Consider the following 25,540-nt stretch of genomic DNA (forward strand, 5'->3'; position numbering starts at 1 on the left):
CGCGGGTCAATCCTCCTGATCGTCGTCGTCGGCCGGGCCGCCGCCGCGGATCGTCCACAGGAAGCCGTCGAGTTCGTCCGGTTTGATCAGGACCTCGCGGGCCTTGGAGCCCTCCGAAGGACCGACGACACCGCGCGTCTCCAGCAGGTCCATCAGCCTGCCCGCCTTCGCGAAGCCGACCCGCAGCTTGCGCTGCAGCATCGACGTGGAGCCGAACTGCGAGGTCACGATCAGTTCCGTCGCCTGGACCAGCAGTTCGAGGTCGTCGCCGATGTCGGCGTCGATTTCCTTCTTCTCGCCCGCCTTGGCCGCCGTCACGCCGTCGGTGTAGTCCGGCTGGGCCTGTTCCTTGGTGAAGCCGACGATCGCCGAGATCTCCTCGTCGCTGACGTAGGCGCCCTGGATGCGGACCGGCTTGGAGGCGCCCATCGGCAGGTAGAGGCCGTCGCCCATGCCGATCAGCTTCTCAGCGCCGGGCTGGTCGAGGATGACGCGCGAGTCGGTCAGCGACGACGTGGCGAACGCCAGCCGGGACGGGACGTTGGTCTTGATCAGGCCGGTGACGACGTCCACCGAGGGCCGCTGCGTGGCCAGCACCAGGTGGATGCCCGCCGCACGCGCCTTCTGGGTGATCCGGACGATGGCGTCCTCGACGTCGCGGGGGGCCGTCATCATCAGGTCGGCCAGCTCGTCGACGATCGCGAGGATGTACGGGTACGGCCGGTAGACGCGCTCGCTGCCGGGCGGGGCCGTGATCTCGCCGGTCTTGACCTTCTTGTTGAAGTCGTCGATGTGGCGGACCCGGTTGGCCTGCATGTCCTGGTAGCGCTGCTCCATCTCCTCCACCAGCCACGTCAGCGCGGCGGCCGCCTTCTTCGGCTGGGTGATGATGGGCGTGATCAGGTGCGGGATGCCCTCGTAGGGCGTCAGCTCGACCATCTTCGGGTCGATCAGGATCATCCTGACCTCGTCCGGCGTGGCCCTGGCCAGCAGCGACACCAGCATCGAGTTGACGAAGCTCGACTTGCCGGAACCCGTCGAGCCCGCGCACAGCAGGTGGGGCATCTTGGCCAGGTTGGCCGTGATCATGTGGCCTTCGATGTCCTTGCCGAGGCCGACCACCATCGGGTGGGTGTCCTTGACCGCGGTGGCGCTGCGCAGGACATCGCCGAGGCGGACCATCTCGCGGTCGCTGTTGGGGACCTCGATGCCGACCGCCGACTTGCCCGGGATGGGCGCGAGCAGGCGGACGTTGTCGGTGGCCACGGCGTAGGCGATGTTCTTGGTCAGCGCGGTGATCTTCTCGACCTTCACGCCGGGGCCGAGCTCGACCTCGTAGCGGGTGACTGTCGGGCCGCGGGTGAAGCCGGTGACCTGGGCGTCGATGGCGAACTGGTCGAGCACCCCGGTGATGGCCTCGATCATGAGGTCGTTGGCCTTGCTGCGGGTCTTCGGCACGTCGCCGTCGGCCAGGATCGACGGGTCGGGCAGCTTGTAGTCGCCGTCGACGACCCGGGTGACGGTGATCTCGTCCTTCGGCTTCTTCTCCGCGGCGGGCTTGTTCTCCTTGACCTGCTCCGCGCGCACCCGCGGCGGCATGGGCTCGTCGAGCGGCAGCTCGGGCTGCTCGGTCTCGACCGCGGCGGCCTGCCTGCGCCGCGACGGCCTGCGCAGCTTGACCGGCTCCGGCTCGGCCTCCTCGACCGGCGCGGCGTCCTCGCGGTCCTCCGGGTCCATGCCCAGCTCACGCAGCCGCGTCGGGATGTCCTTGATCCGGGTGCCGGTGAAGACCAGCACGCCGAAGCCCAGCACCAGGACCAGCACCGGCAGCGCCACCCAGGCGGTGACGCCCTTGGCGAGCAGCCCGCCGGAGACGAAGCCGAGCGCGCCGCCCGCGTACATGCGGCCCTCGTTGTCGGTGGGCATGTCGCTGAACACGTGCAGGATGCCGAGCATCGCCAGGGCGATCAGCAGGGTGCCCACGACGTAGCGCGGGCGCTTCTCCGGCGCCGGGTCGGTGCGCATCAGGACCACGCCCGCGACGAACAGGACCAGCGGCAGCGCCACGGTCAGCGCGCCGAAGACCGTGCGGACGCCGTTCTCCAGGTTCCGGCCGACCGGCCCGGCCGCGCTCCACCAGACCGCCGCGCCGAGGACGACGCCGAGCGCGATCAGCGCGAAGCCGATGCCGTCGCGGCGGTGTCCGGGGTCGAGTTCCTTGGTGCGGCCGACCGCGCGGGCGATCGACCCCGCGCCCTTGGCCAGCAGACCCCACCCGCCGCCGATCAACGCGACCAGGACGTTCGGGCGTTTGGCGGGTTTGCGGGCAGCGGGCTTGCGCGCGGCGGGCTTGGCAGCCGGTTTGCGCGCGGGCGCCTTCTTGCCCGGGGTCTTGGAGGTCGTCGCCATAGCCCACACGGTAGTCGGACCTACCCTCCCGCCCCAGGGGTCACTCTGGCAACAGGGCGCATTCGAGCCGCTGACCTGGGACATGCGATGCTCTCGCCATGGTTGCGCTGCGGAGCGACGCTGAACAGTCGACACGCCGAAAGGTGAAGTCCATCGACACGCCACTCATCTGGCGAATCGGCGTCTGGGTCGACCGAGCCCTGGTCCGGTCGGTCGGCCGAATCGAGATCACCGGGGAGTTCCCGCCGGACCTGCGCGGCCGCCCGGTGCTGGTCGCGGCCAACCACATCGGCATGTTCGACCCGTTCGTCCTGATCGCCGCGTGCGCGAAGGCGGGCTTCCCGCCCCGGTTCATGCTGACCGCGGGCCTGCTCGACGCCCCGGTGCTCGGTCCGTTCCTGCGCAAGTCAGGCCACCTGCGCGTCGACCGCGGCAAGGCCAACGTCGCCGAGGCGTTCGGCCGCGCGATCGAGGCCCTCGGCGAGGCGCGGACGCCGCTGCTGGTGTACCCGGAGGGCAGGGTCAGCCGGGAGCCGGGCCTGTGGCCGGAACGCGGCAAGACCGGCGTGGCCCGGATGGCGCTGGCCGGGAACGTGCCGGTGGTGACGATCAGCCAGTGGGGGGCGCACGAGGCTGTTTACTGGGGCACGGAGGTCGTCACCGGGTGGCGGGACATCAAGCCCCTGGTGTTCTCGTTCTTCCGTGCGATGCGGGACCGGCCGGTGTTCCGGGTGCACTTCGGCCCGCAGGTGGATTTGACGGGCCTGACCGTGGACAAGCCGGGCGACGCGATGCGCGCCCACACGCGGATCATGCAGGCGATCACGACGAATCTGGTGCCGCTGCGGGCGGACGAGCCGGACACCCCGAAGTTCCACGACCCGACCCGCCCCTGCGACTCCAAGAGCCCCTGGCGCCCCGCCTGACGCCAAGATTTGTCTGACGTCCTACAACACAGCGCAAGCGGACACGGATCAGCCGCCCGGGCCGACGTGGAAGATCGTCACTGTGTCGTCTTCGCGGCTGTAGCCTGCGACGATGGACTCGCCCTCGCCCAGGTCGATGTGGAACTGGATCGTGTTGGGATGCCGCGAGTCCGTCGACTCGAAGATCTTCATCTGGTTGGTCGACGTGCTCATGACCTTGGCGACGATCGTCGTGTCCTGGGTGTCGCCGCCGAGTAGGCGCGCGGTCTTGCCGCTGTTGCTGTGCCGCAGCGCCGAGTCGATGACGGTGTAGTCATTGGCTCCCTTGCCTTGGAGCGCGGTTTCGAGCTCCTGGCGGAGGTTCTCCTTCCGCGCCGCCTCCTGTTCGGCGACCCGTCGCATGGCGGCCTGGTTCTCTTCGGAGACGGCGAGGGTCCTGCCGCCGTTCGCTTGGGCGAGCGCGCCCGACAGCATGCGCGCCGCGCCGCCCTGGCCGCGCAGCCGCTGCACCATTCGGCCGGTGAGCTGCTGCTGGATCTGATCAGTGTTGCGATCGGAGTTAGCCACGGGTGCTCTCCTGTTCCAACTGGGCCTGCGCCTCGGCGAGGACCGCGCGCAGTTCCTCCTCGGACAGTTCGTCGGCGCCGGGGACCTCGGCGATGGCCTCGTTCAACGCATCCCGGACGACGTCGAACGCCTCGTCGTTGGACAACTGGGCATCCGGCGGCTCGGCGTCGGGCGGCTCGGCCGAGTCAGTCAGCGCGGCCAGTTCCAGCACCATGTCGGCGAACCAAGCCTGCTTGTGGTCGGCCGGATGCGTCTGCCAGTCCGCACCCCACCGCGATTCCAGCCACTGTGCCAGCGGCTCCGGCCACTGGTCACCCCAGGCGTTGACCACGGCGGCGCGCTGGTCGTCGGTCAACCAAGCGAACGGGTCATCGGACTGCGGTTCCTCAGGCTGGGTGGGCTCATGCCGGGCCCAGAACTGCTCGAAGTAGAAGTCCGGCATGTGCGGTTCGAGTTCGAGCAGCCGGTCGACGGCGTCGGGATAGTCCTGGTAGGCCAGCGTCGCCAGGAACGTGTCGGTCTCGGCGGGGAAGTCCTGCACGGCGGGCGCGAAGTCCTCGAACGTAGCGGCGTTCTCCCGGGACTCGCGCAGGACGCGGTACCACTCCTGCACTTCGCTGTTGTCGTTGAGTGGGACCGCGAGCAGCAAATCAACGGTCTGTTCGTCCATACCACCGACCATCGCACCGCACGAGCGGGCGGACGCGGGCCGAAAGGGCGGGGGCGGGTGCTACTCGTCGGACCGATCGGGCAGGCCGAAGGCGTGTTCCGGCGGGGTGGGGGTGGCCATCGGGCTGGCGTCGGTGATCGGGACGGCCTTGGCGGCCAACGCCTTGAGCTGTTCGGTCGGCACGCAGCGGGCGGGGAACGCGGCCGCCGCGGCGCGGGAAGCGATGTCCCGCACCGGAAGCGGCGCCGCGGAGCCCGCGACGACGAGGTTGCCGTAGCGCCTGCCGCGCAGCACGGTCGGCTCGGCGAGCAGCAGCGCGTGCGGGAACAAGGACAGCACCGTCGCGACGAACCTTCTGGCGAAGCGCAAACCCGGGCCGTCGGAGATGTTGACCACCATCGTCCCGTCCGGGCGCAGCACGCGCTGGGCGTCGGCGAGGAACTCGCGGGTGGCGAGGCCGCCCGGCATGGCGGCGCGCTCGTAGGCGTCGAGGACGACGAGGTCGTAGGCCCCGGCGGGCAGTTCTGCGACGGCCGGGCGGCCCTCGGCGATCACCACGTCGAGCAGGGGGACGTCGAGACCAAGCTCCGCGCGCACCAGGTCGATGAGTGGGCCGTCGGCGTCGATCACCAATTGCTCGGAGTCGGGGCGGGTGGCGGCGAGGTAGCGCGGCAGGGTGGCCGCGCCGCCGCCGATGTGCAGGACGTCGAGGGGGCCGGGCGGTAGGGCATCGATCACATCGCCGATGCGGCGGACGTAGTCGAACTCCAGGTGCCAGGGGTCGTCAAGATCCACATAGGATTGCGCGACACCCTCGACGGTGAGCAGCCATCCGTTGTCGCGGTCGAGGTCGGCCAGCAGTTCCGCGGTGCCGAACCGGACCCGGTGCAGCCCCGGCACCGGTCTCGGACGTTCGCCGTGCAATGTCACCTCCGCGTTCCCGCGCGAAGCATAGAGGTCGCGGGCGCGCCACTTCGCCGGGTAAACGTCCTACCATCCAACCATCGCCGTCGACCACGTAAGGCAGACTATGGCTGTGACTACCGAACTGGAAAAGCCGGTTACGCATCGGGGCCGCGGGACGGTCTACATCCTGTTGGCGTCGGCCGCGTTCGGCAGTTCCGGTCCGCTGGCCAAGGCGGCCATGCAGTCGGGGATGACCCCGCAGCAGGTCGCCAGCGTCCGCGCGGGCCTGGCCGCGCTGGTGCTGCTGGTCGGCGTCGCGCTGATCAAGCCGTCGATCCTGCGCGTGCGCAAGGACCAGTGGCGGCTGCTGATCGCCTACGGCCTGCTCGGCGTCGCACTCGTGCAGTTGCTCTTCTTCTTCGCGGTGTCACGGCTGCCGGTCGGCATCGCGATGCTGCTGGAGTACACCTCGCCGGTGCTGGTGGCGTTCTGGGTGCGGTTCGTCCGCCGCGTCCACCTGCCCGTGCTGTCGTGGATCGGCACCGGACTGGCGTTCACCGGACTGGCCTTGGTCGCCCAGGTGTGGAAGTCGCTCGACCTCGACGGCCTCGGCCTGCTCGCCGGAATCGGCGCCGCGCTCTGTTCGGCGGCCTATTACCTGCTCGGCGAGAAGGGCGCGAGTGAGCACCACCCGATCGGGATGGTCACATGGGGCATGGTGATCGGCGCGGCCGGGATCTTCGTGGTCTCGCCGCCGTGGGAGATCGACTTCGCCGCCGCCGCGACCGACCAGCCGTTCGGGGAGTGGCGGGTGCCGGTGTGGTCGCTGCTGATCGCGGTCGCGTTGATAAGCACGGCGCTCGCCTACGCGCTGAGCATCAGTTCCCTGCGCCACCTACCGTCCACAGTGGCCAGTGTGCTGGCGCTGTCGGAGCCGATCGTGGCCACCCTGCTGGCCTGGCTGATGCTCGGCGAGACGCTGACGCCGGTCCAGATCACCGGCATGGCCGTGCTGCTGAGCGGCGCGGCGTTGGTGCAGGTCGCGGCGCATGGGCCCGTCACGCCCGCCGACCCACTGCCCACCGATTGAGACCTCCGTCACGTCGAAATTAACACTGTCGAGTGACAGTCGATCTTCAAACGCGTCACGAACCCCGTCGCCGGTAAAGAGATGTTTACTTTCCGAAGGCGACACATCGTGTTCGATCGGTCACCATGTGCTCATCTCCGGTCTTCACCGCGGAGTCCATGACAACCGAACGCTTTTGGAGGTCCCGATGGGCACACCTGGTTCCGGCGGCCCGGCCCACGCCCCGCCGCGGCGCATCGATATCCGCCACGACCTGCCCGCGTCCCTGATCGTCTTCCTGATCGCCGTCCCCCTCTCCCTCGGTATCGCCACCGCCTCGGGTGCCCCCGTTCTCGCGGGCCTCATCGCCGCCGTCGTCGGCGGACTCGTCGCCGCACCGCTCGGCGGTTCCGTCCTCCAGGTCAGCGGCCCCGCGGCCGGGCTGACCGTCGTCGTCGCCGAACTCATCAGCCAGTTCGGCTGGGCCGTCACCTGCGCCATCACCGTGTGCGCGGGCGTGCTCCAAGTCCTGCTCGGCGCCTGCCGGATCGGCCGCGCCGCGCTGGCCATCTCCCCCACGGTCGTGCACGCGATGCTCGCGGGCATCGGCGTCACGATCGTCATCAGCCAGGTCCACGTGCTCCTCGGCGGATCGCCGGGCGCGGGCGCGTGGGCCAACCTCCGGGACCTCCCCGCGCGCGTGGTCGACCACCACAGCGCCGCGACCCTGATCGGCCTGGCGGTGATCGCACTGCTGCTGGCCTGGCCTCTGCTGCCCGCCCGCCTGCGCGCCGTCCCCGGCCCCCTGGTCGTGATCGTCCTGGCCACGGTGCTCACCTCCGGCGTCGACGTGGCGCGGGTGTCGCTGCCCGACTCGCCGCTGTCGGCCATCACCCTGCCTTCCCTGCCGGACGGGAACTGGTTCCCGTTCGCGGTGGGCGTGGCCACGATGACGATCATCGCCAGCGTCGAGAGCCTGCTCTCCGCCGTCGCCGTCGACAAGATGCGCGAGGGCCACCGCAGCGACCTCAACCGGGAACTCGTCGGCCAGGGCAGCGCGAACATCTTGTCCGGCATGCTCGGCGGCCTCCCCATCACCGGCGTCATCGTCCGCAGCGCGACGAACGTGCGGGCGGGCGCCCGGACCCGGGCCTCGGCGGCCCTGCACGGGGTGTGGGTGCTGCTGTTCACGGTGTTGCTGGTCGACATCGTCGAGCGGATCCCGCTGGCCGCCCTCGCGGCGCTGCTGGTGGTCATCGGCATCAAGCTCGTGAAGATCACCGACATCCGGGTCGCGCGCAGGCACGGCGAGCTGACGGTCTACGCGGTCACGATGGCCGGGGTCGTGCTGCTCAACCTGCTCGAGGGCGTGCTGCTCGGCTTCGCGGTCGCCCTGCTGGCGACGCTCCGGCGCATCGTGTGGGCCAGGGTCCGCGTCGAACGCGGTCCCGACGACACGAGCTGCGCGGTCGTCGTCGAAGGGACGCTGTGCTTCCTGTCGCTGCCACGCCTGTCGCGGGTGCTGGCCCAGGTGCCCGACGGCAGCGCCGTGCACCTTGAACTCGTTGTCGACTACCTCGACCACGCCGCGTACGAGCACTTGTCGGCGTGGCAGCGTCAACACGAAGCGACTGGGGGGACGGTGGTCGTCGACGAGATCGGCGGCCCCGGTCCCACGGCCCGCCGCAAGCGCACCGGTCCCGCGCCGCGGTGGTTCTCGCCGTGGTCGCACTGGCAGGCCGAGACGTCCGTGCCGATCCCCCGGCAGGGCTCCGATGTCCTGCGACCGCTGCTCGACGGCGCCCGCGAGTACCACCGCCGGGGCGCGCCGATGCTGCGCCCGCACCTGCGTCGGCTCGCGGCCGCGCAGACGCCGCACGCGCTGTTCCTGACCTGCGCGGACTCGCGAATCGTGCCGAACGTGATCACGACGTCCGGCCCCGGCGACCTCTTCACCCTGAGGAACGTCGGAAACCTGGTGCCCGGCGACCTGTCGATGCGCGCGGGCGTGCTCTACGCGCTCGATCACCTGCACGTGCCAACCATGATCATCTGTGGCCATTCCCGGTGCGGCGCGATGACAGCGCTGATGTCGGGCCCGGAGAACGACCCGATCGGCCGCTGGCTGCGGTGGGCGGGCCCGAGCCTCAAGGCGTGGCGCGAGGGTCATCCGGTGGGCATGCACGCGGCTGAGGCGGGGTGGTCCGAGGTCGATCAGCTCGCGATGGTGAACGTGTCCGTGCAGTTGGAGTCGCTGCGCGGGATGCCCGATGTGACTGCGGCGGAGACGGCGGGGCGGGTGCGGCTGATCGGGCTCTTCTTCGACATCCCGACCGGGACTCTGCTGATGCTGGATCAGGCGGGCGGACGCTTCGAGCCATTGCCAGGCAAACAGGTGGGGGCCGTCACACCGGACGTGCACCCGACGACTTCCTAGGAATGAGCGTGCGACTGACGAACAAGGAGCGGCGGCGGGAGCGCAACCTGCTGCTGCGCCAGCTCATGACCGCGACGATCGCCGTCGTGCTGGCGCGGGCCGCGCGGCGGTAGGGCATACCTGAACGGGTGGTTCGCCTGGCGCGGCCCGCCCGCGCTCGGGACCTTTAGCGGGCATTCGGCCCTATCCGTGGGCGGGGTGACCCGGACGAGACTCGTCCAGGTCACCCCTGCCCGAAAGGAGTTCGCCATGCCCATGTCCCGAACCCGATCGGTCGCGGTCCTCGCCGCGGCGCTGGTGGCCCCGGTCCTCACCCCCATGACCGCCCAAGCCCACAGCCAGGGTGTCACCACGGTCGCCACGGGCCTCAACAACCCTCGCGGCCTGGCCTTCGACAACCACGGCACCCTCTACGTAGCCGAGGCCGGGACCGGTGGCGCGGGACCCTGTTTCCCCGGGCCGGAAGGCGAGGTCTGCTTCGGCACGTCCGGGTCCATCGCCGCCATCCGGCACGGCGCCACCAAGCGCGTCCTCACCGGTCTGCCCTCCGTCGCCCATCCCGACGGCACCCAGGCCATCGGCCCATCCGACGTCGACTTCCGCGGCGGGACCCTGCTGTTCACCGTCGGTCTCGGCGCCGACCCCGCGACCCGCGCGAACCTCCCCGCCGCGGGCCAGGACACAGGCTGGCTGCTCAAGCGGCAGGCGCAGGGCTGGAGCGGGGTCGCCGACCTCGCGGGCTATGAGGCGACGGCCAACCCCGACGGCGGCCTTCCCGACAGCAACCCGAACTCGCTGGTCGCCGATCCCGGCAAGACCGTGGTGGCCGACGCGGGCGCCAACGCCGTCAACGTCGTCCGGGCCAACGGCTCGATCTCGACCATGGCCGTGTTCGAGGACCGCATGGTCGACGCCCCGCCGTTCCTCGGGCTGCCCCCAGGGGCGCAGATGCCGATGCAGTCGGTGCCGACGTCGGTCGTCAAGGGGCCGGACGGCGCCTACTACGTCGGTGAGCTGACCGGGTTCCCGTTCGTCCCGGGCATGGCGCGGGTGTGGCGGGTGACGGCGCACTCGGCGAAGGTGGTGGCCAGCGGGTTCACCAACATCGTCGACCTGGGCTTCCACCGCGGGAAGCTCTACGTCCTGGAGATCGCCACCAACGGCCTGCTGTCCGGTGACACGACAGGCGCGCTGATCCGGGTCGGCAAGAACGGCGAGCAGACCACCATCATGAGCGACGGACTGTTCCTGCCCGGCGGCCTGACGTTCCGCGACGGCGCGGCCTACGTGTCGAACTGCGGTGTCTGCCCCGGTGGCGGAACCGTCCTGCGCATCCCCCTCTGAGGATCAGCCGCGCAGTTCGCCGCCGACGCCCCAGTTCTCGGGGGCGACCTCGTTCAGCATGACCCAGACGCCTTCGTGGGTGCCGCCGCAGGTCTCCACGAAGGCGTCGGTCAGCTTGGCGACCAGTTCGGCCTTCTGCTCCGGCGTGCGCCCGGGGTACATCGAAACGGAAATCAGCGGCACTGCTCCCCCTCTAGACCGGGATGACCGTGGGCACGATCATCGGCCTGCGCCGGTAGGTGTCGGCGACCCAGCGGCCCACGACCCGGCGCACCGACTGGGCGATGCGGTGGGTGTCGGTGATGCCTTCGGACTCGGTGTGCGACAGCTCCATCTCCACCAGCGACACGACCTCGTCGAGCGCCTTCGGGTCGTCGGAGAAGCCGCGGCCGGACACGGTCGGCGCGGACACCGCGCGGCCGGTGGCGGACTCGACGACGACGGTGATGGAGATGAACCCGCCCTCGCCGAGCACGAGCCGGTCGGACAGGGTCGACTCGCCGACGTCGCCGACGGACAGGCCGTCGACGTAGACGTGGCCGACCTCGACGCGGCCGGAGACCTTGGCGCGGCCGTCGACCATGTCGACCACGACGCCGTCCTCGGCGATGACGACGTGGTCGGCGGGCACGCCGGTCTGCACCGCGAGCGCGGCGTTGGCGCGCAGGTGGCGCCACTCGCCGTGCACGGGCATGACGTTGCTCGGGCGCACCGCGTTGTAGAGGAACAGCAGCTCACCGGCCGGGGCGTGCCCGGAGACGTGCACCTTGGCGTTGCCCTGGTGCACCACGTGCGCGCCGAGCCGGACCAGGCCGTTGACCACGCCGAACACGGCGGTCTCGTTGCCGGGGATGAGCGAGCTGGCCAGGATCACCGTGTCGCCGGGGCGGATCGAGATCTGCCGGTGCTCGCCGCGCGCCATGCGCGACAGCGCCGACAGCGGCTCGCCCTGGGAGCCGGTGGAGACGAAGAGGACCTGGTCCTCGGGCATGCCCATGGCCTCGTCCATGCCGACGAACAGGCCGGGCGGCACGGTCAGCAGGCCCAGGTCGGCCGCGATGCCCATGTTGCGCACCATCGACCGGCCCGCGAGCGCGACCTTCCTGCCGTGCGCGACGGCCACGTCGAGCACCTGCTGCACGCGGTGCACATGGCTGGCGAAGCACGCCACGATCACCCGCTGGTTGGCGCGGGTGATGACGCTGTCGAGGACCGGGCCGATCTCGCGTTCGGAGATGACGAAGCCGGGGACCTCGGCGTTGGTCGAGTCGACCAGGAACAGGTCGACGCCTTCGTCGCCGAGGCGGGAGAAGCCCGCGAGGTCGGTGAGCCTGCCGTCGAGCGGGAGCTGGTCGAGCTTGATGTCGCCGGTGTGCAGGACCAGGCCCGCGGGGGTGCGGATGGCGACGGCGACGGCGTCGGGGATGGAGTGGTTGACGGCGAAGAACTCGCAGTCGAACACGCCCCACGCGCGGCGCTCACCCTCCTTGACCTCGTGCAGGTTCGGCGTGAGCCGGTGTTCCTTGCACTTGGCCGCGACCAGCGCGAGGGTGAACCGCGAGCCGACGACCGGCAGGTCGGGCCGCAGGCGCAGCAGGAACGGCACGGCGCCGATGTGGTCCTCGTGGCCGTGGGTGAGCACGAGCGCGTCGATGTCGCCCAGCCGGTCCTCGATGGCACGGAAGTCCGGCAGGATCAGGTCGACGCCGGGCTGCTGGTCCTCGGGGAACAGCACACCGCAGTCGACGATCAGCAGCCTGCCGCCGTACTCGAAGACGGTCATGTTGCGGCCGACTTCGCCGATCCCGCCCAGGGCGACGACACGCAGACCGCCCTCAGCCAGCGGTCCGGGCTTGTTGGTGGGCCACTTACCGGACGTTTGAGTCACTGATTCCCCGCGCTCGTGTGGGTGGTGAGGTTGACGTAGGCGGCGTTGGCGTCGGTGTGCGCCACGCGCGCCGCGGCCGGGTCGGTGCCGCGGGCCTCGGCGGTGGGCGCGAGCCCGGCCTCGGCGAGATCGGCGGCGATGGCGCCGACCTGCTCGGCGGTGGCGGCGACCAGCGGCAGCCGCGGGTCGCCCGCGTCGATGCCGCCCAGGCGCAGCGCGGCCTTGGAGAACACCACCCCGCCCACCCGGCTGAACGCGCGCAGCACCGGGAGGAGTCCATTGTGGACCTCGCGGGCGGCGGCGACGTCGCCGGACTCGTAACTGTCCACCATGGACCGCAGCCGGTCGGCGACGACGTGGCCGACGACGCTGACGAAGCCGACGCCGCCGATCGACAGCCACGGCAGGTTCAGCGCGTCGTCGCCGGAGTAGTAGGCGAGGTCGGTGGTGGCCATGACCTGGCTGCCCGCGAACAGGTCGCCCTTGGCGTCCTTGACGGCCTTGATGTTCGGGTGCTCGGCGAGCCTGCGCAGCGTGTCGACCTCGATCGGCACGACGGAGCGCGGCGGGATGTCGTAGAGCATCACCGGCAGCGCGGTCGCGTCCGCGACGGCGGTGAAGTGCGCGAGCAGCCCGGCCTGCGGCGGGCGGGAGTAATACGGGGTGACCACGAGCAGCCCGTGCGCGCCCGCCTTCTCGGCCGACTTGGCCAGGTGGGTGCTGTGGGCGGTGTCGTAGGTGCCCACCGAGCCGACCACCGTCGCCCGGTCGCCGACCGCCTCGACCACGGCGCGGACCAGGTCGGCCTTCTCCTGGTCGGAGGTCGTCGGGGACTCGCCGGTGGTGCCGTTGACGATCAGGCCGTCGTTGCCCAGGTCGACCAGGTGCGCGGCGAGTTCCTGGGCCCGGTCGAGGTCGACCGCCCCCTCGGCGTCGAACGGGCTGACCATGGCGGTGAGGACCCGGCCGAACGGCCTGCCGGGAGCGGCGGTGGGACTTGCGGTCATGGGGTAAGACGCTACCTGTTCGTCGTGTTCCCGCCGCTTCCGACCTGCGTACCAGCGACTCTTGTCACCTTCGACACAAGGTCATCGGCCAAGGCTTGAACCTCACGTCGCGTGAGGTTCTACAGTCGGTCTCGTGACCGGGAACCAGGGCGTGGACCAGCGACGATGGAGTGTCGGCGCGCTCGCCAAGCTCACCGGCCTGACCGTGCGCACGCTGCACCACTACGACGAGCTGGGCCTGCTGCGGCCGAGCGAGCGCACCCACTCGGGCCACCGCCGCTACACCGAGCAGGACCTGCGGCGGCTCTACCAGATCCGCCTGTTGAGACAGCTCGGCATGGCCTTGGACGAGATCAGCCCCGCGCTGGTCGACCCGTCCGACCCCGGCCCGCTGCGCAAGGTCCTCGCCGACCACCTCGACGAGCTCGACGACCGCGTCTGGCGGCTCACGTCGCTGCGCAGGCAGACCAGCGACCTGCTGCGTCACCTCGACGGCCGCCGCGCCTCCGGTGACGTGCTCGCGCTGATGGGCTGCACCAGCATCTTCGAGGACTACCTGACCAAGGAACAACGCGAGTTCCTCGACGACCAGGCCGACGACCTCGGCGCCGACGGCCGCGAGCGGCTCGAAGCGGAATGGCCGGACGTGCTGGCGAACATCGTCAGGCACTACCGGGCCGACACCCCGGTCGACGACCCGGACGTCCGCGCCACCGCGCGCAGACTGGCCGCGATCGCCACGAATTTCGCGGGCGACGATCCCGACATCTTGAAATCAATGAGCGGATTCTTCCGCGAACACGGCATGGGCGTGCTGCGGGACGTCCTGGGCGACCAGGAGATCTCCGATCTCGGCGACGGCCTGTGGGACTACCTGAGCCGAGTTCGCGCGTCCGCCGAATAAAAGGGGAGAAATATGAAGATAGGTCTATTTTGTGCTGCCCTGATGCTGGTCGGCACCGGCGTGGCCCACGCCGACCCGGTCGCGCTGCCCGAACCCAGCGGCGCCCACGACGTCGGCGTGACCACGCTGCACCTGGTCGACCCGACCAGGAAGGACCCGTGGGACGGCTCGGTCCGTGAGCTGATGGCCACGGTGTTCTACCCGGCGCGCAACGTCCGGAAATACCCGCTCGCTCCGCAGATGACCGCGCAGTCGGCGGCTTACTTCGCCCAGATCGACGTGAACTTCGCCCATCCCGAACTGCCGAAGACCGGGGTGGACTGGGCGGGCACGATGACTCACGCACACGTGGACGCGCCCCCGAAGGGCTTCCGGCGGCCCGTGCTGATCTACAGCCCGGGCACGGCCGACCCCCGCACGATCAACAGCGGCCTGGCCGAGGACCTGGCGAGCCGCGGGTTTGTCGTGGTGACCGTCGACCATCCCGGTGAGACGACCGAGGTCGAGTTCCCCGGCGGCCGGATGCGCACGATCGGGCTGCCCGCTGATCCGCGGACGAACCCGCAGGTCGCGCGCACGATCTTGGACACGCGGCTGGCTGACCTCCGGTTCGTGATCGATGAACTGGAGGAGCTGGCAACTGGCGGTTCACGGCTCGGCCGGGCGATGGATGTCGGGCGGATCGGCTTGTACGGCCACTCGGTCGGCGGCACGGCGGCGGCCCAGGTGATGTTCGAGGACCGGCGGGTGGCTGCGGCGGTGAACCTGGAGGGCTACCTGGACTACCAGGACGGCGAGCTTCTGCCGATCACGCGCACCGGCACTGACCGGCCGCTGCTGATGCTCGGCACGGACGGATTCCGGGACGAACGGTACGACCGGACGTGGTCGGCCCTGCTGTCCCACGGCGGCCCGGTCCGCGTACACCGCTTGACCAACGCCACCCACGGCGTCTTCACCGACTTCGCCTCAATGGCACCCCAGTTCCAGGCGGCGGGCCTGATGACGGCAGACGACCGTGACCGGCTCGTAGGCGCGGTCGACCCGGCGGTGTCAGTTCACTGGGTCCGCCACCATGTTGCGTCCTTCTTCGCCAAGCATCTCCGGTGATACCCGACTGCGCTCAACCAGGACGTTGTTCCCCATGAGCGTGTTCAGAAGCATCGCGGCCGCAGAGATGCCCACCTCCGGGTCGGGCTCGTCCAACCTCGCCATCATCGCTTCCCAGCCCTCGATCCGTGCCCGACTGCCGTGGACAAGGACATAGCGCAACTCGTCCCTGACCGACTCGAACAACTCGGGTCGGTGCAGGAACGGGTATCTCACGAAAACGCCCGGGTGGAAATAGGCGAGGGCCAACAACATCCGCTCATCCAAACGCATATCAAGGGAGCAGCCCTCGATGAATTCGATACAGCTGTCCACAAACTCTGGCCTGAGGTAAGCAACCCTGATCCGCAGGAAGTTCGACATCAGGTTCACCACGTCGACGATCTCGATCGCTGACGTGCTGGTTGGCGCGGGCCGGACAAACATGGCGCAGTCGATCCCAGCGGTCGCGGCGACCAACCAACTGCCCATGGAATCAGCCCAGTCGTGGGGGTCGAAATAGGTCACCCCGTCCGCGATCGCAGTACCGTGCCGTTCACGGTCGGCCCGCCAGCCCGCCAGGCGTGCGGCCAAAGCCCAAGTCAGCTGTGGCGGCGCGTCGCTCGCGAACGGGTGGATCTCGTCGCCTGCGCGGTGCAGGGACCGGACTTGGGCCGACCAGGCGACACCGTCCAATCCCACCGACCACAACTCGACCGCGGGCGACCAGTAGTCGTCGATGTGGATGGGGCCGGCCTGAAAGTAGACGGCCAACAGGTACAGGTTTGCCGAATAGGCCGCGAGTTCACGGACAGCGTCACGTTCAGTCGGCCGGTACGCCGCATAGTCGTCCGATCGCCTGCGCCTGCGATAGCCGGCGATCAAGGCGACGAGTGCGCGGTGGATCTGGGCGCGTTCATCCTCGGCAAGTCGGGCGAACAGCTCCGCGGCGAAGTCACGGGTGGGCGCGCTCGTGGCGATGGCCTCGTGGGAGAGCACCGCGAACAGCAGGCTGTCGTCCGGCTCACGGTCCCCTCGCTTGCCGCCGTAGGCGGCGTCGGCGATGTCGCGGAGTTCATCGATGATCCAGGCGGCCACCAGGTACTCGCCGAAGGTCGCGTGCAGGAACTCGTAGGCGCGTTCGAGGTCGGTTCTGGTCGAGTCCGGGCTCAGCCGGTTGGCCTCCGGCGAGTGCACGAAGAAGAACTCCCCCAGCAGCCGCCTGCCCTGCTCGTGCGCGGGTGCGTCCGGGCGGGGTTTGCCGATCACCTGGAGATCGGCCTGCAACTCCCGCTCGCCGATGCACTTGAGGCCCCGGTTGAACATCGCCAGCGCGGCCACCGAGAGTCTGCCGATGTGGTCCTCGATCCCGGCGGCGGCTTCGGCCGGGGTCAGCCGGTGCGGGGCGCGTTTCGCGACCTCGCGGGCGGCGAAGTTCTCGAAGATCCGCTCATACAACGCCGCCGTGGACAGGTCGGCGTCCAGTCGCGGCGCCGCCGGGTCAGCCGCGTAGACCGCGAGCATCATCAACAGCAGCGGCTGACACGCGAGCGCGCGCTGGTGCAGCGCCTCGGTCGAGGTCAGGCCGCGCATCGCACCCGATTCGATGGCGGTCAGATTGGCGTTCCGCCATGCGCTCAGCCAGGTGTCGATCTGTTCGTCGGTGAAGTCCTCGAGTTTGATGACCGGGGTGCCACGCGGGATGTCCACCCGGTCGGCGACCAAGGTACGGCTGGTCACCAGGACGATCACCGGCCGGTCCTGATCGGCTTCGATCTGCTGGAACCGCATGACTTCCTGGAGGTAGGCCCCTCGGTCCAGTTGGGCGGCCTGAAGGAGTTCGTCGAGACCGTCGAGCAGCACGACCCGGACGGTGGCCGCGCTCTGCTCGGCGAGTTCGTGCCACAGGATCCGCCGGTGGGTCGCGGCGTCCAGCGCCTGCTGAACCTGGTCGGCGACCGGCGCGTTCGCCCCGACCGACCGCAGGGGCACCCGGACGACGGTGTAGTCCGACGCCGGGAGCCGAGCGGCGAGGACCTTGGTGAGCAACGACTTCCCGGCGCCCGGGTGACCGAGAACCAGCATGGGCAGACGGGTGGCCCCAGGGGCGGTCAGGTGCGCGGTCATGAACACGTCGAGGTCATCGAAGACCGGACGATCACGCCACCACGTCTCGTCGGCGGGCCGCACGTCCGCGTCGTTCTCGGCGACCTTGTAGCGCGGATTGACGAAGATGTCCCTGATCGCCGGGTACGAGATCAGCGAGTCGGACCGCCGGGTGTCGTCCGGGACGATCGGATCGTTGAGCACGCCGCGGTTCGCCTTGCTCAGCACCTCACACAGGTCCCGCGCCTTCGTCTCGGCCGCGACGAGCCCCAGCAGCCGCTCGACCCGGCTCAGCGCGCCATGGTGGGTCGACAAGATCTCCCGCACCGGCGCGACCGTGTCCCGAACCGCGGTCCGCGTCGCGGCGTGTTCGCCGACCGAGGCCCAGATGGCGAACTCGGGCACCTGCGCGGCCAAGTCGATGAACATGGACTCGTACTTGGCGAGGATTCGCTGCGGAACTTTCGCGTTCTGACTCATCCGTGTGGCCGAGGCCAGACCGTCGACGAAGTCCCGGAAGGCGAAGTCGAAGCCCGCGTACCACTTGACCAACTCCGCCCGGTGCTCACGGGCACCGACCGCGGCCGAGGGCGCCGGGACCTCGCGCGTGTAGAGGCTCCCGAACATTCCCTTGGTCTCGTTGCGAATCATGACCTTCTCGGCGTCACTGATCTCCAGGGCCTTGAACGCCTTCTCGCCGATGATCTCCTCGATGACCTCGAAGTACGCCGCGACCACAAGCGTCGTGTGCGCGGCGGCGAGCAGTTCTCGGCGCTCCAGCCCACGAACCCCGGACAGCCGCTTGGAGAGCCCGGCCACCGCGGCCCGGAGCAGGCCGATGGTCTCGTTCTTCTGGTCGACCCACCCCCACAGCGCCCCGAACACCGCGATCGGTGCCAGCGGCGGCGCCAGGAGCGCGGCCGCCCCACCGCCGACCAGCAGGCCGAGCCCGAGTGCCTTGTCGAGCTTGCCGATCGTCGGGGAGTCGTGTTTGCCCAAGATCCGCAGTGCGCCCTGGAAGGTCAACGCCGGGTTCTTGCGCACAGGTCAGCTCCCCTGGGTCTCGTGATCCACTACGAGACATCGTCGGGGAGCGTGCCAACGTTGCTCAGAGGCCGCGGTCGAGGCCGTGCACCCGGCTGATGGCCGCCTGATCGCCCTCGAAGTCCACAATGGACTCCGACCTGCCGAACGCGTACAGCAGCAGTTCGCCGGGGGCGCCCGTGACTGTGACGGTGTTCGCGCCGCGTTTCGCGGTGACGTCCTTGCCCGTGGGGGTGCGCAGCACGATGCCGACCGGGCTCTTACGGAACATCAACTTCCCCGCGCGCACCAGCGCGGCCCACAGCACCGCGTCCCGGCGCTTGTCGGCGGGACGGGGCTGCCAGCCGGGAACCGCGCGGCGGACGTCCTCGTGGTGGACGTAGTACTCCGTTGTGTTCAGCAGGTCGTCCAGGCCCGGCAGGTTGTAGACCGACAGCAGCGGCGGGCCCGAGCGGACCAGGTCGACCAGTTCCGGCCACGGCTTGGCGGCGTAGGAGTCCTGCACGCGGTCCAGGTAGCCCGCCAGGGGCTTGATCAGGATGCCGCCCGCGGCGTCGGGGCGGCGTTCACGCACGACGAGATGGGCGGCCAGGTCGCGGGTCTTCCAGTCGCCGCACAGCGTGGGTGCGTCGGGGCCGACCTCGGCGAACAGGTCGCAGAGTTGTGCGCGTTCGTCCTTGGCGAGGCTCATGCCCTACAACTTACTCGCAGTAAGTTCAGTTGGTCTCAGTGATCTGCGGCTCATCCAGATTCGCGCCCTGTGTTTTGGCGCTGAGCACGCAGACGATCGTCCGGTCGCCGTTGGACTCCGCGTCCCAGGTGGCCTGGGATGGGATCAGCACGGAGAACACCAAGTCGGCCTTCTTATCGTCCTTTACCCGCTCAGTGTGGAACAGCCAGTCGCAGTAGCCCTGGCCCATGGACCTGAGTTCGGTGGGGCGGTAGCCGATCTCCGACGAGGAACTGGCCGGGTCCATGTACCCGTAGACCTGGAACGAGAACGGTTTCTTGCAGTCGTCCCCGGACGAGTACTTGGCGCCGGGTTGGAGCTGCCCCTCGCTGCAGTAGCCGTTGGAGATCTCGAAGTCGACGATGTCGCCGCCGCTGCCGTAGGTGTAGATGTGGGCGGCGGTGTGCTGGGTGTCCGACGCCGACGGGCTGTTGATCGCGCTGCTCAGGAAGTAGCCGCCGACGGCCGTCAGCACGGCCAGCACGATCGCCAGGGTCAGCGCGACCGACTTGTTGACGCTCTTCTTGCTCGGGGCAACCCCAGCGGCGAGCGCGTGTGTCTGCTGGTGGTGCGGGAAGTACCCGGTACCGCCGTTCATGATCGTCGGGCCGGTCGGCGGGCCGGTCTGCACGTGCGACAGCAGCCCGCGCGCCTGGCCGGACGTGAGCCTGGCCTGCGGGGTGTTGATCATCAGGCCGGTGACCACCGACGCCAGCGCGCCTTGGCCGCGGGTCAGGTACGGGACCTCGCTGAGGATCGAGTGCATCGTGGCGGCCGTGGTGGCGCGCTCGAACGGCGAGTAGCCCTCGATGGCGTAGAACAGCACCGCGCCCAGCGCCCACAAGTCGGACGGGGCGCCCGCCTCCTCGCCGCGGATGCGCTCGGGGGCCATGTAGGACGGTGAGCCGATGAGGATGCCGCTGCTGGTCAGCCGCGGGTCGTCGAGGGACTGCGCGATGCCGAAGTCCGTCAGCTTCACCCGGCCGTTGGCGGCCAGCATGATGTTGCTCGGCTTGACGTCGCGGTGGACGATCCCGGCCTGGTGCGCGGCGTCGAGGGCCGACAGCAGCTGGTCGGCGAGCTTGGCGACCTGGTCGGGCGGCAGCGGGCCGCGCTCCTTGACCACGTCGGACAGCGTCGGCGCCTGGATGAGCTCCATGACGATGTAGGTGGCGCCGGACTCCTGCACCACGTCGTACACCGTGACCACGGCCGGGTCGTTGAGGCGGCCCGCCGTCCGGGCCTCGCGCAGTACGCGCTGCTCGAAGGTCGTGCGCTCGCTGTGCGGCACCCCCTCGGGCAGGTGCAGCTCCTTGATCGCGACGTGCCGCCCGATCATGGTGTCCTCGGCGAGCCAGACGATGCCCATCCCGCCACGACCGAGCTCGTTGAGAATGGCGTAGCGACCCGCGACCATGCGGGGGCCGTGCGCCACGGTCGGCCCGTGCTCCTGCGACACCCTTACCTCCTCAGCCGGGGAGATCCTAGTGTGTCGCTCGGAGCCCGATGTGCGTTATCCGTTGACCTCGTGGCCCGCCTCTTTCAGGGCGGCCGTGGCACGGACCAGATCGGACTCGTGGACCAGGATGTGGTCGGTGTCGAAGGTGGACACCGCGAACAGCGACACCCCCGCCGCGGCCAGCGATCCCGCCAGCGAGGCCATGATGCCGGTCAGGGTGAACTCCAGCGGCCCGCGCACGGTCAGCAGGCGCCAGCCCGCCTCGGTCTGCCCGCCCATGGGCGCGGCCGATGACGGCGACACGATCGACACCTCGCCCGGCGTGCTGGTCACCGAAACCAGACCGTCCACCTCGAACAGTGCGGCGGGGACCTTGCTTCCCGGGTCGAGCCGGGTGACGGTGTACGCGCCGTCGATGACGTCGATGACGAGCCGCTTCACCCGGCTCAGCCTTCGGCGACGAGCGGGCTGGAGGCGACCTCGGTGCCGTCGGGCAGCGCGGAGATGACGAAGTCGGCGAAGACGTTTCCCGCGGCCTTCTGCAGCTGGCGCAGGCACTCCACGGCGAGCGCGCGGATCTCGACGTCGGCGTGCTCGGTGGCGCGCATGGCGATGAAGTGGCGCCAGGCGCGGTAGTTGCCGGTGACGACGATGCGGGTCTCGGTCGCGTTGGGCAGGATCGCGCGGGCGGCCTGGCGGGCCTGCTTCTTGCGCAGGGTCGCGCTCTTGACGTCGGCGAACTTCTTCTCGAGGCCGGCGAGCAGCTCGTTGTAGGCGTCCTGCGCGGCCTGGGCGGCTTCGAGGAACTTGGCGTGCAGCTCCGGGTCCTCGGCGATGACGTCGGGCTCGACCATCGCCGCCGACTTCTCCGGCACATAGCGCTGGGAGAGCTGCGAGTAGGAGAAGTGGCGGTGGCGGATCAGCTCGTGGGTGAGCGAGCGCGACAGGCCGGTCATGTAGAAGCTGACGCTGCCGTGCTCCAGCACCGACAGGTGGCCGACCTCGATGATGTGGTTGATGTACCCGGCGTTGGTCGCGGTGGCCGGGTTCGGCTTCTTCCACGACTGGTAGCAGGCGCGGCCCGCGAACTCCGCGAGGGCCTCGCCGCCGTCGGCGTCGGTGGACCACGGGACGTCCGCCGGGGCGAAGAACTCGGTCTTGGCGATGAGCTGCACCTTCGGCGACACCGTCTCGGTCACGTGGCCCGTCCTCTACTCCGTTTGCGACTTCGGCGGCAAGCGTAGTCGAGTTCCGGGCTTTCCTTGACCGGTGTCACTAGTGGTGTCATGGTGGTGTCATGGACCTGAACCAGTATCTCGCCACGCTGCGCGACGACCTGGCCACAACCGCCTCCGCCGGAGACGAGTCGATGCGCCGCGCCGCCGCTGTTCTGGGCGCCGCGATCGAGCCCGCGGCCCGTCTCGCGATGATGAACGCCCTGTCCGACCTCGCCGCCGAGGTCACAGCGGCGCTGCCGGACCATGTTGTGGAACTCCGCCTCGACGGGCGTGACGTGCGTGTCGTCGTCACGCAGACGTCAAGTGACACCACCGAGACACCAAAGCCGCCGCCGTTCGACGGCGGCGACATGAGCCGGATGACCCTGCGCCTGTTCGAGGAGCTCAAGGCCAAGGCCGAGCAGGCCGCGTCCGCCCAGGGGGTGTCGCTGAACACCTTCGTCCAGCAGGCCGTCCAGGGCGCGCTGCACGGCAAGGGCAAGTGGGACAAGGCGTGGGAGAAGAGCTGGGAGAAGAAGGACGGCTCTCGAGTGCAGGGCTGGTACGAGGGATGACCGAGCCGATCAGCACCCGCACGTTCGAGGCCGACGGCCCGGTCGAGATCTCGCTGACCGTCGGGTCCGGCTCGCTCGACGTCCGGCTGACCGATGAACCGGGCGTCACGGTGACGGTCCGCCACGCCCCCGACACCGCGTCGCCGCTGGTGGACGGCCTGGCCAACCTGATGAGCTGGGTCAGCGGGCAGCTCGGCGAGCAGGCTCCGGCCGATGTGCCCGCCGAGGCCGTCCGGCAGACCCGCGTCGAGTTCGGCGCGGCCCGGCTGGTCGTGCGCACACCCCAGGCCCTTCCGCTGCGCGGCGTGCCGCTGGCGGTCGTCGTCACCGCGCCGACCGGCTCGCACGTCGAGGCCCGCGCGGGCAGCGCCCCCATCACGGTGACGGGCGACGCGGGCCGCGTCGAGGCGACCGCGGCGGCCACGATCCGGGTCGGGTCGGCGGCCGGGGTGAAACTCCGCTCCGGCGGCGGCGACGTCGAGTCGGCCGTGGTCGCGGGCTCGTCGTCGGTGCACACCGGCAGCGGGAACGTGTGGCTGGGCTCGGTGACGGGCGACGTCATGGTGCGCACCGGCACCGGCAACGTGACGATCGCCGAGGCGGCGTCCGGCCAGGTCGAGCTGACCAGCGGCTCCGGCGACCTGCGGATCGGCGTCCGGGCAGGCTCGACGGCGGAGATCGACCTGTCCTCCGGCTCGGGCACCGCGCGCAGCGACCTGCCGCTGACCCACCAGCAGCCGTCGGCGGCTCCCGCGCTGAAGGTGCGCGGCCGCACCGGGTCGGGCACCGCCGTGATCGGGCTCGCCACGGTCTAGCCAGCTCTGGATTGAGACCGGATCGGGGCTCATGCGGACTCCACCAGGGTGGCGGGGTCCGCGCCCTTGATCCGGCTCAGGAGTCGAAGATGACCCACACGTCCACGGTTGGCGAGCTGACCAGGCTCGCGGAGAACAAGGATTTCGAGGAGGTGCTGGCGCGCTTCCGGGACTTCCCCCACGAGGAGATTCTCGCCGCCGCCGACTTCCTGCTCGACCACGACATCTACCACGTGTCGATGGAGCTCTACCAATATCTGTTGACCGAGGACGAGTCCGCCGACGCCCACTTCGGCATCGGGGTCTGCCACGGCAAGTGCTACGACTACGACTCCGCCCTCAAGCACCTGGACCTCGCCTTCGCGACCAACCCCAACCGGACCGCGGGCGCGGGCTACTACGCCTACATCCTCGAACGCCACGAGCGCATGGACGACGCCGACCGCTGGTACCGGGCGTCGCTGGCCGGGGCCGAGGCCGACGACCTGTGGGCGCGTTCGCACTACGCGTGGTTCCTGGAGAAGTGGGGCCGCACCGACGACGCGTGCGCCGCCTACGCCGACACCCTGTCGCGCAACGCCGCCTACACCTGGGCGAGCAAGCGCTACGCACTCCTGCTGCGCAAGCTGGGCGACGACGCCCAGGCCCGCGAAGTCCTGCAGGCGTCGGTCAAGAGCGCGCCGGGCCTGGTGGCCGGGCTCAACCTCCTCGAATACCTGCTGATCAGCCAGGACGACGCCGCCTACGTCGAGTTCCGCGCCACGCTGGACCCCGGCAAAGGTCCGGCCTGGTATCCGGTCGTTCTGTCACTTTTCGACTACTACCGCGAGCACCTGCTCCCGTCGAACCCGGACGCGGCCAAGATCACGGCCTTCGAGCAGGCCGCGGCGGTGCTCAAGGACAGCGTCCACCGCGACTTCGACGACCTGACAGCGCTGCTCGGCGAGCGCGGCGGCGACGTGGCGGAGTGGCGGCGGCTCATCAAGCTGCTGCTCAAGTAGTCGATTACTCACTTTTGGCGAATCGGGGACAGGTACGTAGTTCTGCCGATGTGCGTACGTAGCGCCGAACGGCATCGTCTGCGGTGGGCGGGCACCGACGAAGCTGGAGACGCACATGGGACTGAACGGATCGGTAATCGAGACCCCTGCCCACGTGGTGCGCCGCGACGTGCCCGCGCAACGCTGGTCGCCCTCGGTCCAACGCGAGGCCGTCGCGGGGTTCCGCGCCCAGGCCGGGCGGGTGGCCGGTGAGGTGGTCGCCGAGGTGCGACGGTCCGTGCCCGAGTTCGCCGCGACGTTCGCCGGTCCGGTGGGCGGGCTGCTGCCCTCGGCGGTGCAGGCGGTGATCCTGCGCGGCGTCGACGCGGTGCTCGCCCCCGGTTCGGCTGGCGACGACTGGACGGAGATGTTCCGCGGCGTCGGCGCGCTCGCCTTCGCCGCGGGCTGCCCGGTCACCGCGCTCCCTGCCGCCTACGCCGCCGGTGAGCGCGCGCTCTGCACGCGGATGCGGGCCTACGGCCGGGCGCACAAGGTGTCCGACCAGGCCATGACGATCCTGACCGCCGCCGTGGCGCGCCAGGTCCAGCGCCTGTGCGAGGTGTCCACCGAGGGCTACGGCAACGCCCGCGACAACGCGTCGGACACCCTGGCCGACCGCCGCGCCCGCCTGCTGCGCGTCCTGCTCGACGACCGCGCCCCCGAGCGGGTCGTGGTCCAGGAGGCCGCCGCGGCCCGGTGGACGGTGCCGACCGCGGTGGTCGCGGTCGCCCTGCGCGCCCCGGAGGCGCCGAGCCAGACCAAGCCGCTGGGCACGCACGTGCTGTGCGACCTGGAAGGCCCGCGCCCGTGCCTGGTGCTGGCCGCCGACCAGGTGGACCGCGCGACGCTGGCCCGGTCGTTCCCCGGGTGGACGGTGTCGGTCGGCCCGTCGGTGCCCATCACCGAGATCCGCGGCTCCCTGCGCATCGCCCGCAAGGCCATCGACCTCCACGAGCGCGGCCTGATCACCGGCGGCCCGGTCATCAGCTGCGCCGAGAACGGCTTGGCCCTGGCGCTGTTCTCCGACGACTTCCTGATCGACCAGCTCGTCACCAAGCGCCTGGCCCCGCTGGCCGACCTGACCCCGCGCCAACGCGAACGCATGCTCGCCACCCTCCACGAGTGGCTGGCCATGCGAGGACGCGCGGCCGAGGTCGCCGAGTCGCTCGGCGTGCACCCGCAGACCGTCCGCTACCGCATGCACCAGCTGGAGGACCTGTTCGCCGACCAGCTCAACGACCCGCACGCGCGGTTCGAACTGGAACTGGCGGTGCGCGCGGAACTGTTGCGCACCAAGGCTTCGATCCAGGAAGAGATCACGGCCGAGGCCTGCTGACG

At 70.0% G+C, this 25,540-nt stretch carries 22 protein-coding genes; 10 read left to right on the forward strand and 12 right to left on the reverse strand.

The window, feature by feature from the left end; all coding sequences use genetic code 11:
- Positions 1 to 6: 6 nt before the first annotated feature.
- A complete protein-coding gene (locus ACSHT8_RS13185; RefSeq protein WP_436501023.1) occupies positions 7 to 2,409 on the reverse strand; it encodes a DNA translocase FtsK 4TM domain-containing protein in 2,403 nt (800 codons plus the stop codon).
- Between the two features lie 98 nt (positions 2,410 to 2,507).
- Here ACSHT8_RS13185 and ACSHT8_RS13190 point away from each other — a divergent pair, with 98 nt between their 5' ends.
- Positions 2,508 to 3,335 (forward strand): lysophospholipid acyltransferase family protein, encoded by an 828-nt coding sequence (locus ACSHT8_RS13190; RefSeq protein WP_436501025.1) that lies wholly within the window; start codon positions 2,508 to 2,510, stop codon positions 3,333 to 3,335.
- A gap of 48 nt (positions 3,336 to 3,383) precedes the next feature.
- Here the strand turns inward: ACSHT8_RS13190 and ACSHT8_RS13195 are convergent, their stop codons facing one another.
- Genes ACSHT8_RS13195 through ACSHT8_RS13205 form a run of 3 tightly spaced genes read right to left on the reverse strand, consistent with a single transcriptional unit; the run spans position 3,384 to position 5,472 of the window.
- Entirely contained in the window at positions 3,384 to 3,902 is a 519-nt protein-coding gene (locus ACSHT8_RS13195) for a hypothetical protein (RefSeq protein WP_436501026.1), read from the reverse strand.
- The gene (locus ACSHT8_RS13200; protein ID WP_436501028.1) at positions 3,895 to 4,572 is read right to left on the reverse strand and encodes a hypothetical protein; all 678 of its coding nucleotides are present in this window, start codon (positions 4,570 to 4,572) and stop codon (positions 3,895 to 3,897) included. Before ACSHT8_RS13200 ends, ACSHT8_RS13195 begins: the two co-directional genes overlap by 8 nt.
- Positions 4,573 to 4,632: 60 nt before the next feature.
- Positions 4,633 to 5,472 (reverse strand): spermidine synthase, encoded by an 840-nt coding sequence (locus tag ACSHT8_RS13205; RefSeq protein WP_436501030.1) that lies wholly within the window; start codon positions 5,470 to 5,472, stop codon positions 4,633 to 4,635.
- Positions 5,473 to 5,602: 130 nt separating this feature from the next.
- Here ACSHT8_RS13205 and ACSHT8_RS13210 point away from each other — a divergent pair, with 130 nt between their 5' ends.
- The 3 genes from ACSHT8_RS13210 (at position 5,603) to ACSHT8_RS13220 (ending at position 10,328) form a co-directional block, all read left to right on the forward strand.
- Complete coding sequence (locus tag ACSHT8_RS13210) at positions 5,603 to 6,568, forward strand: EamA family transporter (RefSeq protein WP_436501032.1); 966 nt, start codon at positions 5,603 to 5,605, stop codon at positions 6,566 to 6,568.
- Between the two features lie 187 nt (positions 6,569 to 6,755).
- Complete coding sequence (locus ACSHT8_RS13215) at positions 6,756 to 8,984, forward strand: SulP family inorganic anion transporter (RefSeq protein ID WP_436501034.1); 2,229 nt, start codon at positions 6,756 to 6,758, stop codon at positions 8,982 to 8,984.
- A 249-nt stretch (positions 8,985 to 9,233) separates the two neighbouring features.
- Positions 9,234 to 10,328, forward strand: a complete 1,095-nt coding sequence (locus ACSHT8_RS13220) for a ScyD/ScyE family protein (protein WP_436501036.1) — start codon at positions 9,234 to 9,236, stop codon at positions 10,326 to 10,328.
- A gap of 3 nt (positions 10,329 to 10,331) precedes the next feature.
- Here ACSHT8_RS13220 and ACSHT8_RS13225 read toward each other — a convergent pair whose 3' ends face one another.
- Genes ACSHT8_RS13225 through dapA form a run of 3 tightly spaced genes read right to left on the reverse strand, consistent with a single transcriptional unit; the run spans position 10,332 to position 13,223 of the window.
- The gene (locus ACSHT8_RS13225; protein ID WP_436501037.1) at positions 10,332 to 10,511 is read right to left on the reverse strand and encodes a 2-hydroxymuconate tautomerase; all 180 of its coding nucleotides are present in this window, start codon (positions 10,509 to 10,511) and stop codon (positions 10,332 to 10,334) included.
- Between the two features lie 10 nt (positions 10,512 to 10,521).
- Positions 10,522 to 12,216 (reverse strand): ribonuclease J, encoded by a 1,695-nt coding sequence (locus ACSHT8_RS13230; protein WP_436501039.1) that lies wholly within the window; start codon positions 12,214 to 12,216, stop codon positions 10,522 to 10,524.
- The gene (gene dapA / locus ACSHT8_RS13235; RefSeq protein WP_436501041.1) at positions 12,213 to 13,223 is read right to left on the reverse strand and encodes a 4-hydroxy-tetrahydrodipicolinate synthase; all 1,011 of its coding nucleotides are present in this window, start codon (positions 13,221 to 13,223) and stop codon (positions 12,213 to 12,215) included. The genes ACSHT8_RS13230 and dapA overlap by 4 nt, the downstream gene beginning before the upstream one ends.
- Before the next feature lie 133 nt (positions 13,224 to 13,356).
- Here dapA and ACSHT8_RS13240 point away from each other — a divergent pair, with 133 nt between their 5' ends.
- Positions 13,357 to 14,127 (forward strand): MerR family transcriptional regulator, encoded by a 771-nt coding sequence (locus tag ACSHT8_RS13240; RefSeq protein WP_436501043.1) that lies wholly within the window; start codon positions 13,357 to 13,359, stop codon positions 14,125 to 14,127.
- A gap of 42 nt (positions 14,128 to 14,169) precedes the next feature.
- The gene (locus ACSHT8_RS13245) at positions 14,170 to 15,237 is read left to right on the forward strand and encodes an alpha/beta hydrolase family protein (RefSeq protein ID WP_436501045.1); all 1,068 of its coding nucleotides are present in this window, start codon (positions 14,170 to 14,172) and stop codon (positions 15,235 to 15,237) included.
- Here ACSHT8_RS13245 and ACSHT8_RS13250 read toward each other — a convergent pair.
- The 5 genes from ACSHT8_RS13250 to thyX form a co-directional block, all read right to left on the reverse strand.
- Positions 15,181 to 18,366, reverse strand: coding sequence for an NACHT domain-containing protein (locus ACSHT8_RS13250; protein WP_436501047.1), 3,186 nt, complete (start codon positions 18,364 to 18,366; stop codon positions 15,181 to 15,183). The genes ACSHT8_RS13245 and ACSHT8_RS13250 overlap by 57 nt on opposite strands.
- A gap of 64 nt (positions 18,367 to 18,430) precedes the next feature.
- Positions 18,431 to 19,057 (reverse strand): TIGR03085 family metal-binding protein, encoded by a 627-nt coding sequence (locus ACSHT8_RS13255; RefSeq protein ID WP_436501049.1) that lies wholly within the window; start codon positions 19,055 to 19,057, stop codon positions 18,431 to 18,433.
- 25 nt (positions 19,058 to 19,082) lie between these two features.
- Positions 19,083 to 20,555: a serine/threonine-protein kinase gene (locus ACSHT8_RS13260; protein WP_436501051.1), complete on the reverse strand. Its 1,473-nt coding sequence runs from the start codon at positions 20,553 to 20,555 to the stop codon at positions 19,083 to 19,085.
- A gap of 54 nt (positions 20,556 to 20,609) precedes the next feature.
- Entirely contained in the window at positions 20,610 to 20,996 is a 387-nt protein-coding gene (locus ACSHT8_RS13265) for an ACT domain-containing protein (protein ID WP_436501053.1), read from the reverse strand.
- A gap of 5 nt (positions 20,997 to 21,001) precedes the next feature.
- Positions 21,002 to 21,754 carry an FAD-dependent thymidylate synthase gene (gene thyX / locus ACSHT8_RS13270; RefSeq protein WP_436501055.1) on the reverse strand — a complete coding sequence of 251 codons (753 nt, stop codon included), beginning with the start codon at positions 21,752 to 21,754 and terminating at the stop codon, positions 21,002 to 21,004.
- Positions 21,755 to 21,852: 98 nt separating this feature from the next.
- Between thyX and ACSHT8_RS13275 the strand changes: the two genes are divergently transcribed.
- The 4 genes from ACSHT8_RS13275 (at position 21,853) to ACSHT8_RS13290 (ending at position 25,538) form a co-directional block, all read left to right on the forward strand.
- Positions 21,853 to 22,347, forward strand: coding sequence for a toxin-antitoxin system HicB family antitoxin (locus ACSHT8_RS13275; RefSeq protein WP_436501057.1), 495 nt, complete (start codon positions 21,853 to 21,855; stop codon positions 22,345 to 22,347).
- Positions 22,344 to 23,162: a DUF4097 family beta strand repeat-containing protein gene (locus tag ACSHT8_RS13280; protein WP_436501058.1), complete on the forward strand. Its 819-nt coding sequence runs from the start codon at positions 22,344 to 22,346 to the stop codon at positions 23,160 to 23,162. Before ACSHT8_RS13275 ends, ACSHT8_RS13280 begins: the two co-directional genes overlap by 4 nt.
- Positions 23,163 to 23,251: 89 nt before the next feature.
- The gene (locus ACSHT8_RS13285) at positions 23,252 to 24,163 is read left to right on the forward strand and encodes a tetratricopeptide repeat protein (RefSeq protein ID WP_436501060.1); all 912 of its coding nucleotides are present in this window, start codon (positions 23,252 to 23,254) and stop codon (positions 24,161 to 24,163) included.
- 115 nt (positions 24,164 to 24,278) lie between these two features.
- Positions 24,279 to 25,538: a PucR family transcriptional regulator gene (locus ACSHT8_RS13290; protein WP_436501062.1), complete on the forward strand. Its 1,260-nt coding sequence runs from the start codon at positions 24,279 to 24,281 to the stop codon at positions 25,536 to 25,538.
- Positions 25,539 to 25,540 lie beyond the last annotated feature (2 nt).

The sequence above is a fragment of the Actinokineospora sp. HUAS TT18 genome (genome assembly GCF_051364635.1).
In the GTDB taxonomy this organism is placed as follows: domain Bacteria; phylum Actinomycetota; class Actinomycetes; order Mycobacteriales; family Pseudonocardiaceae; genus Actinokineospora.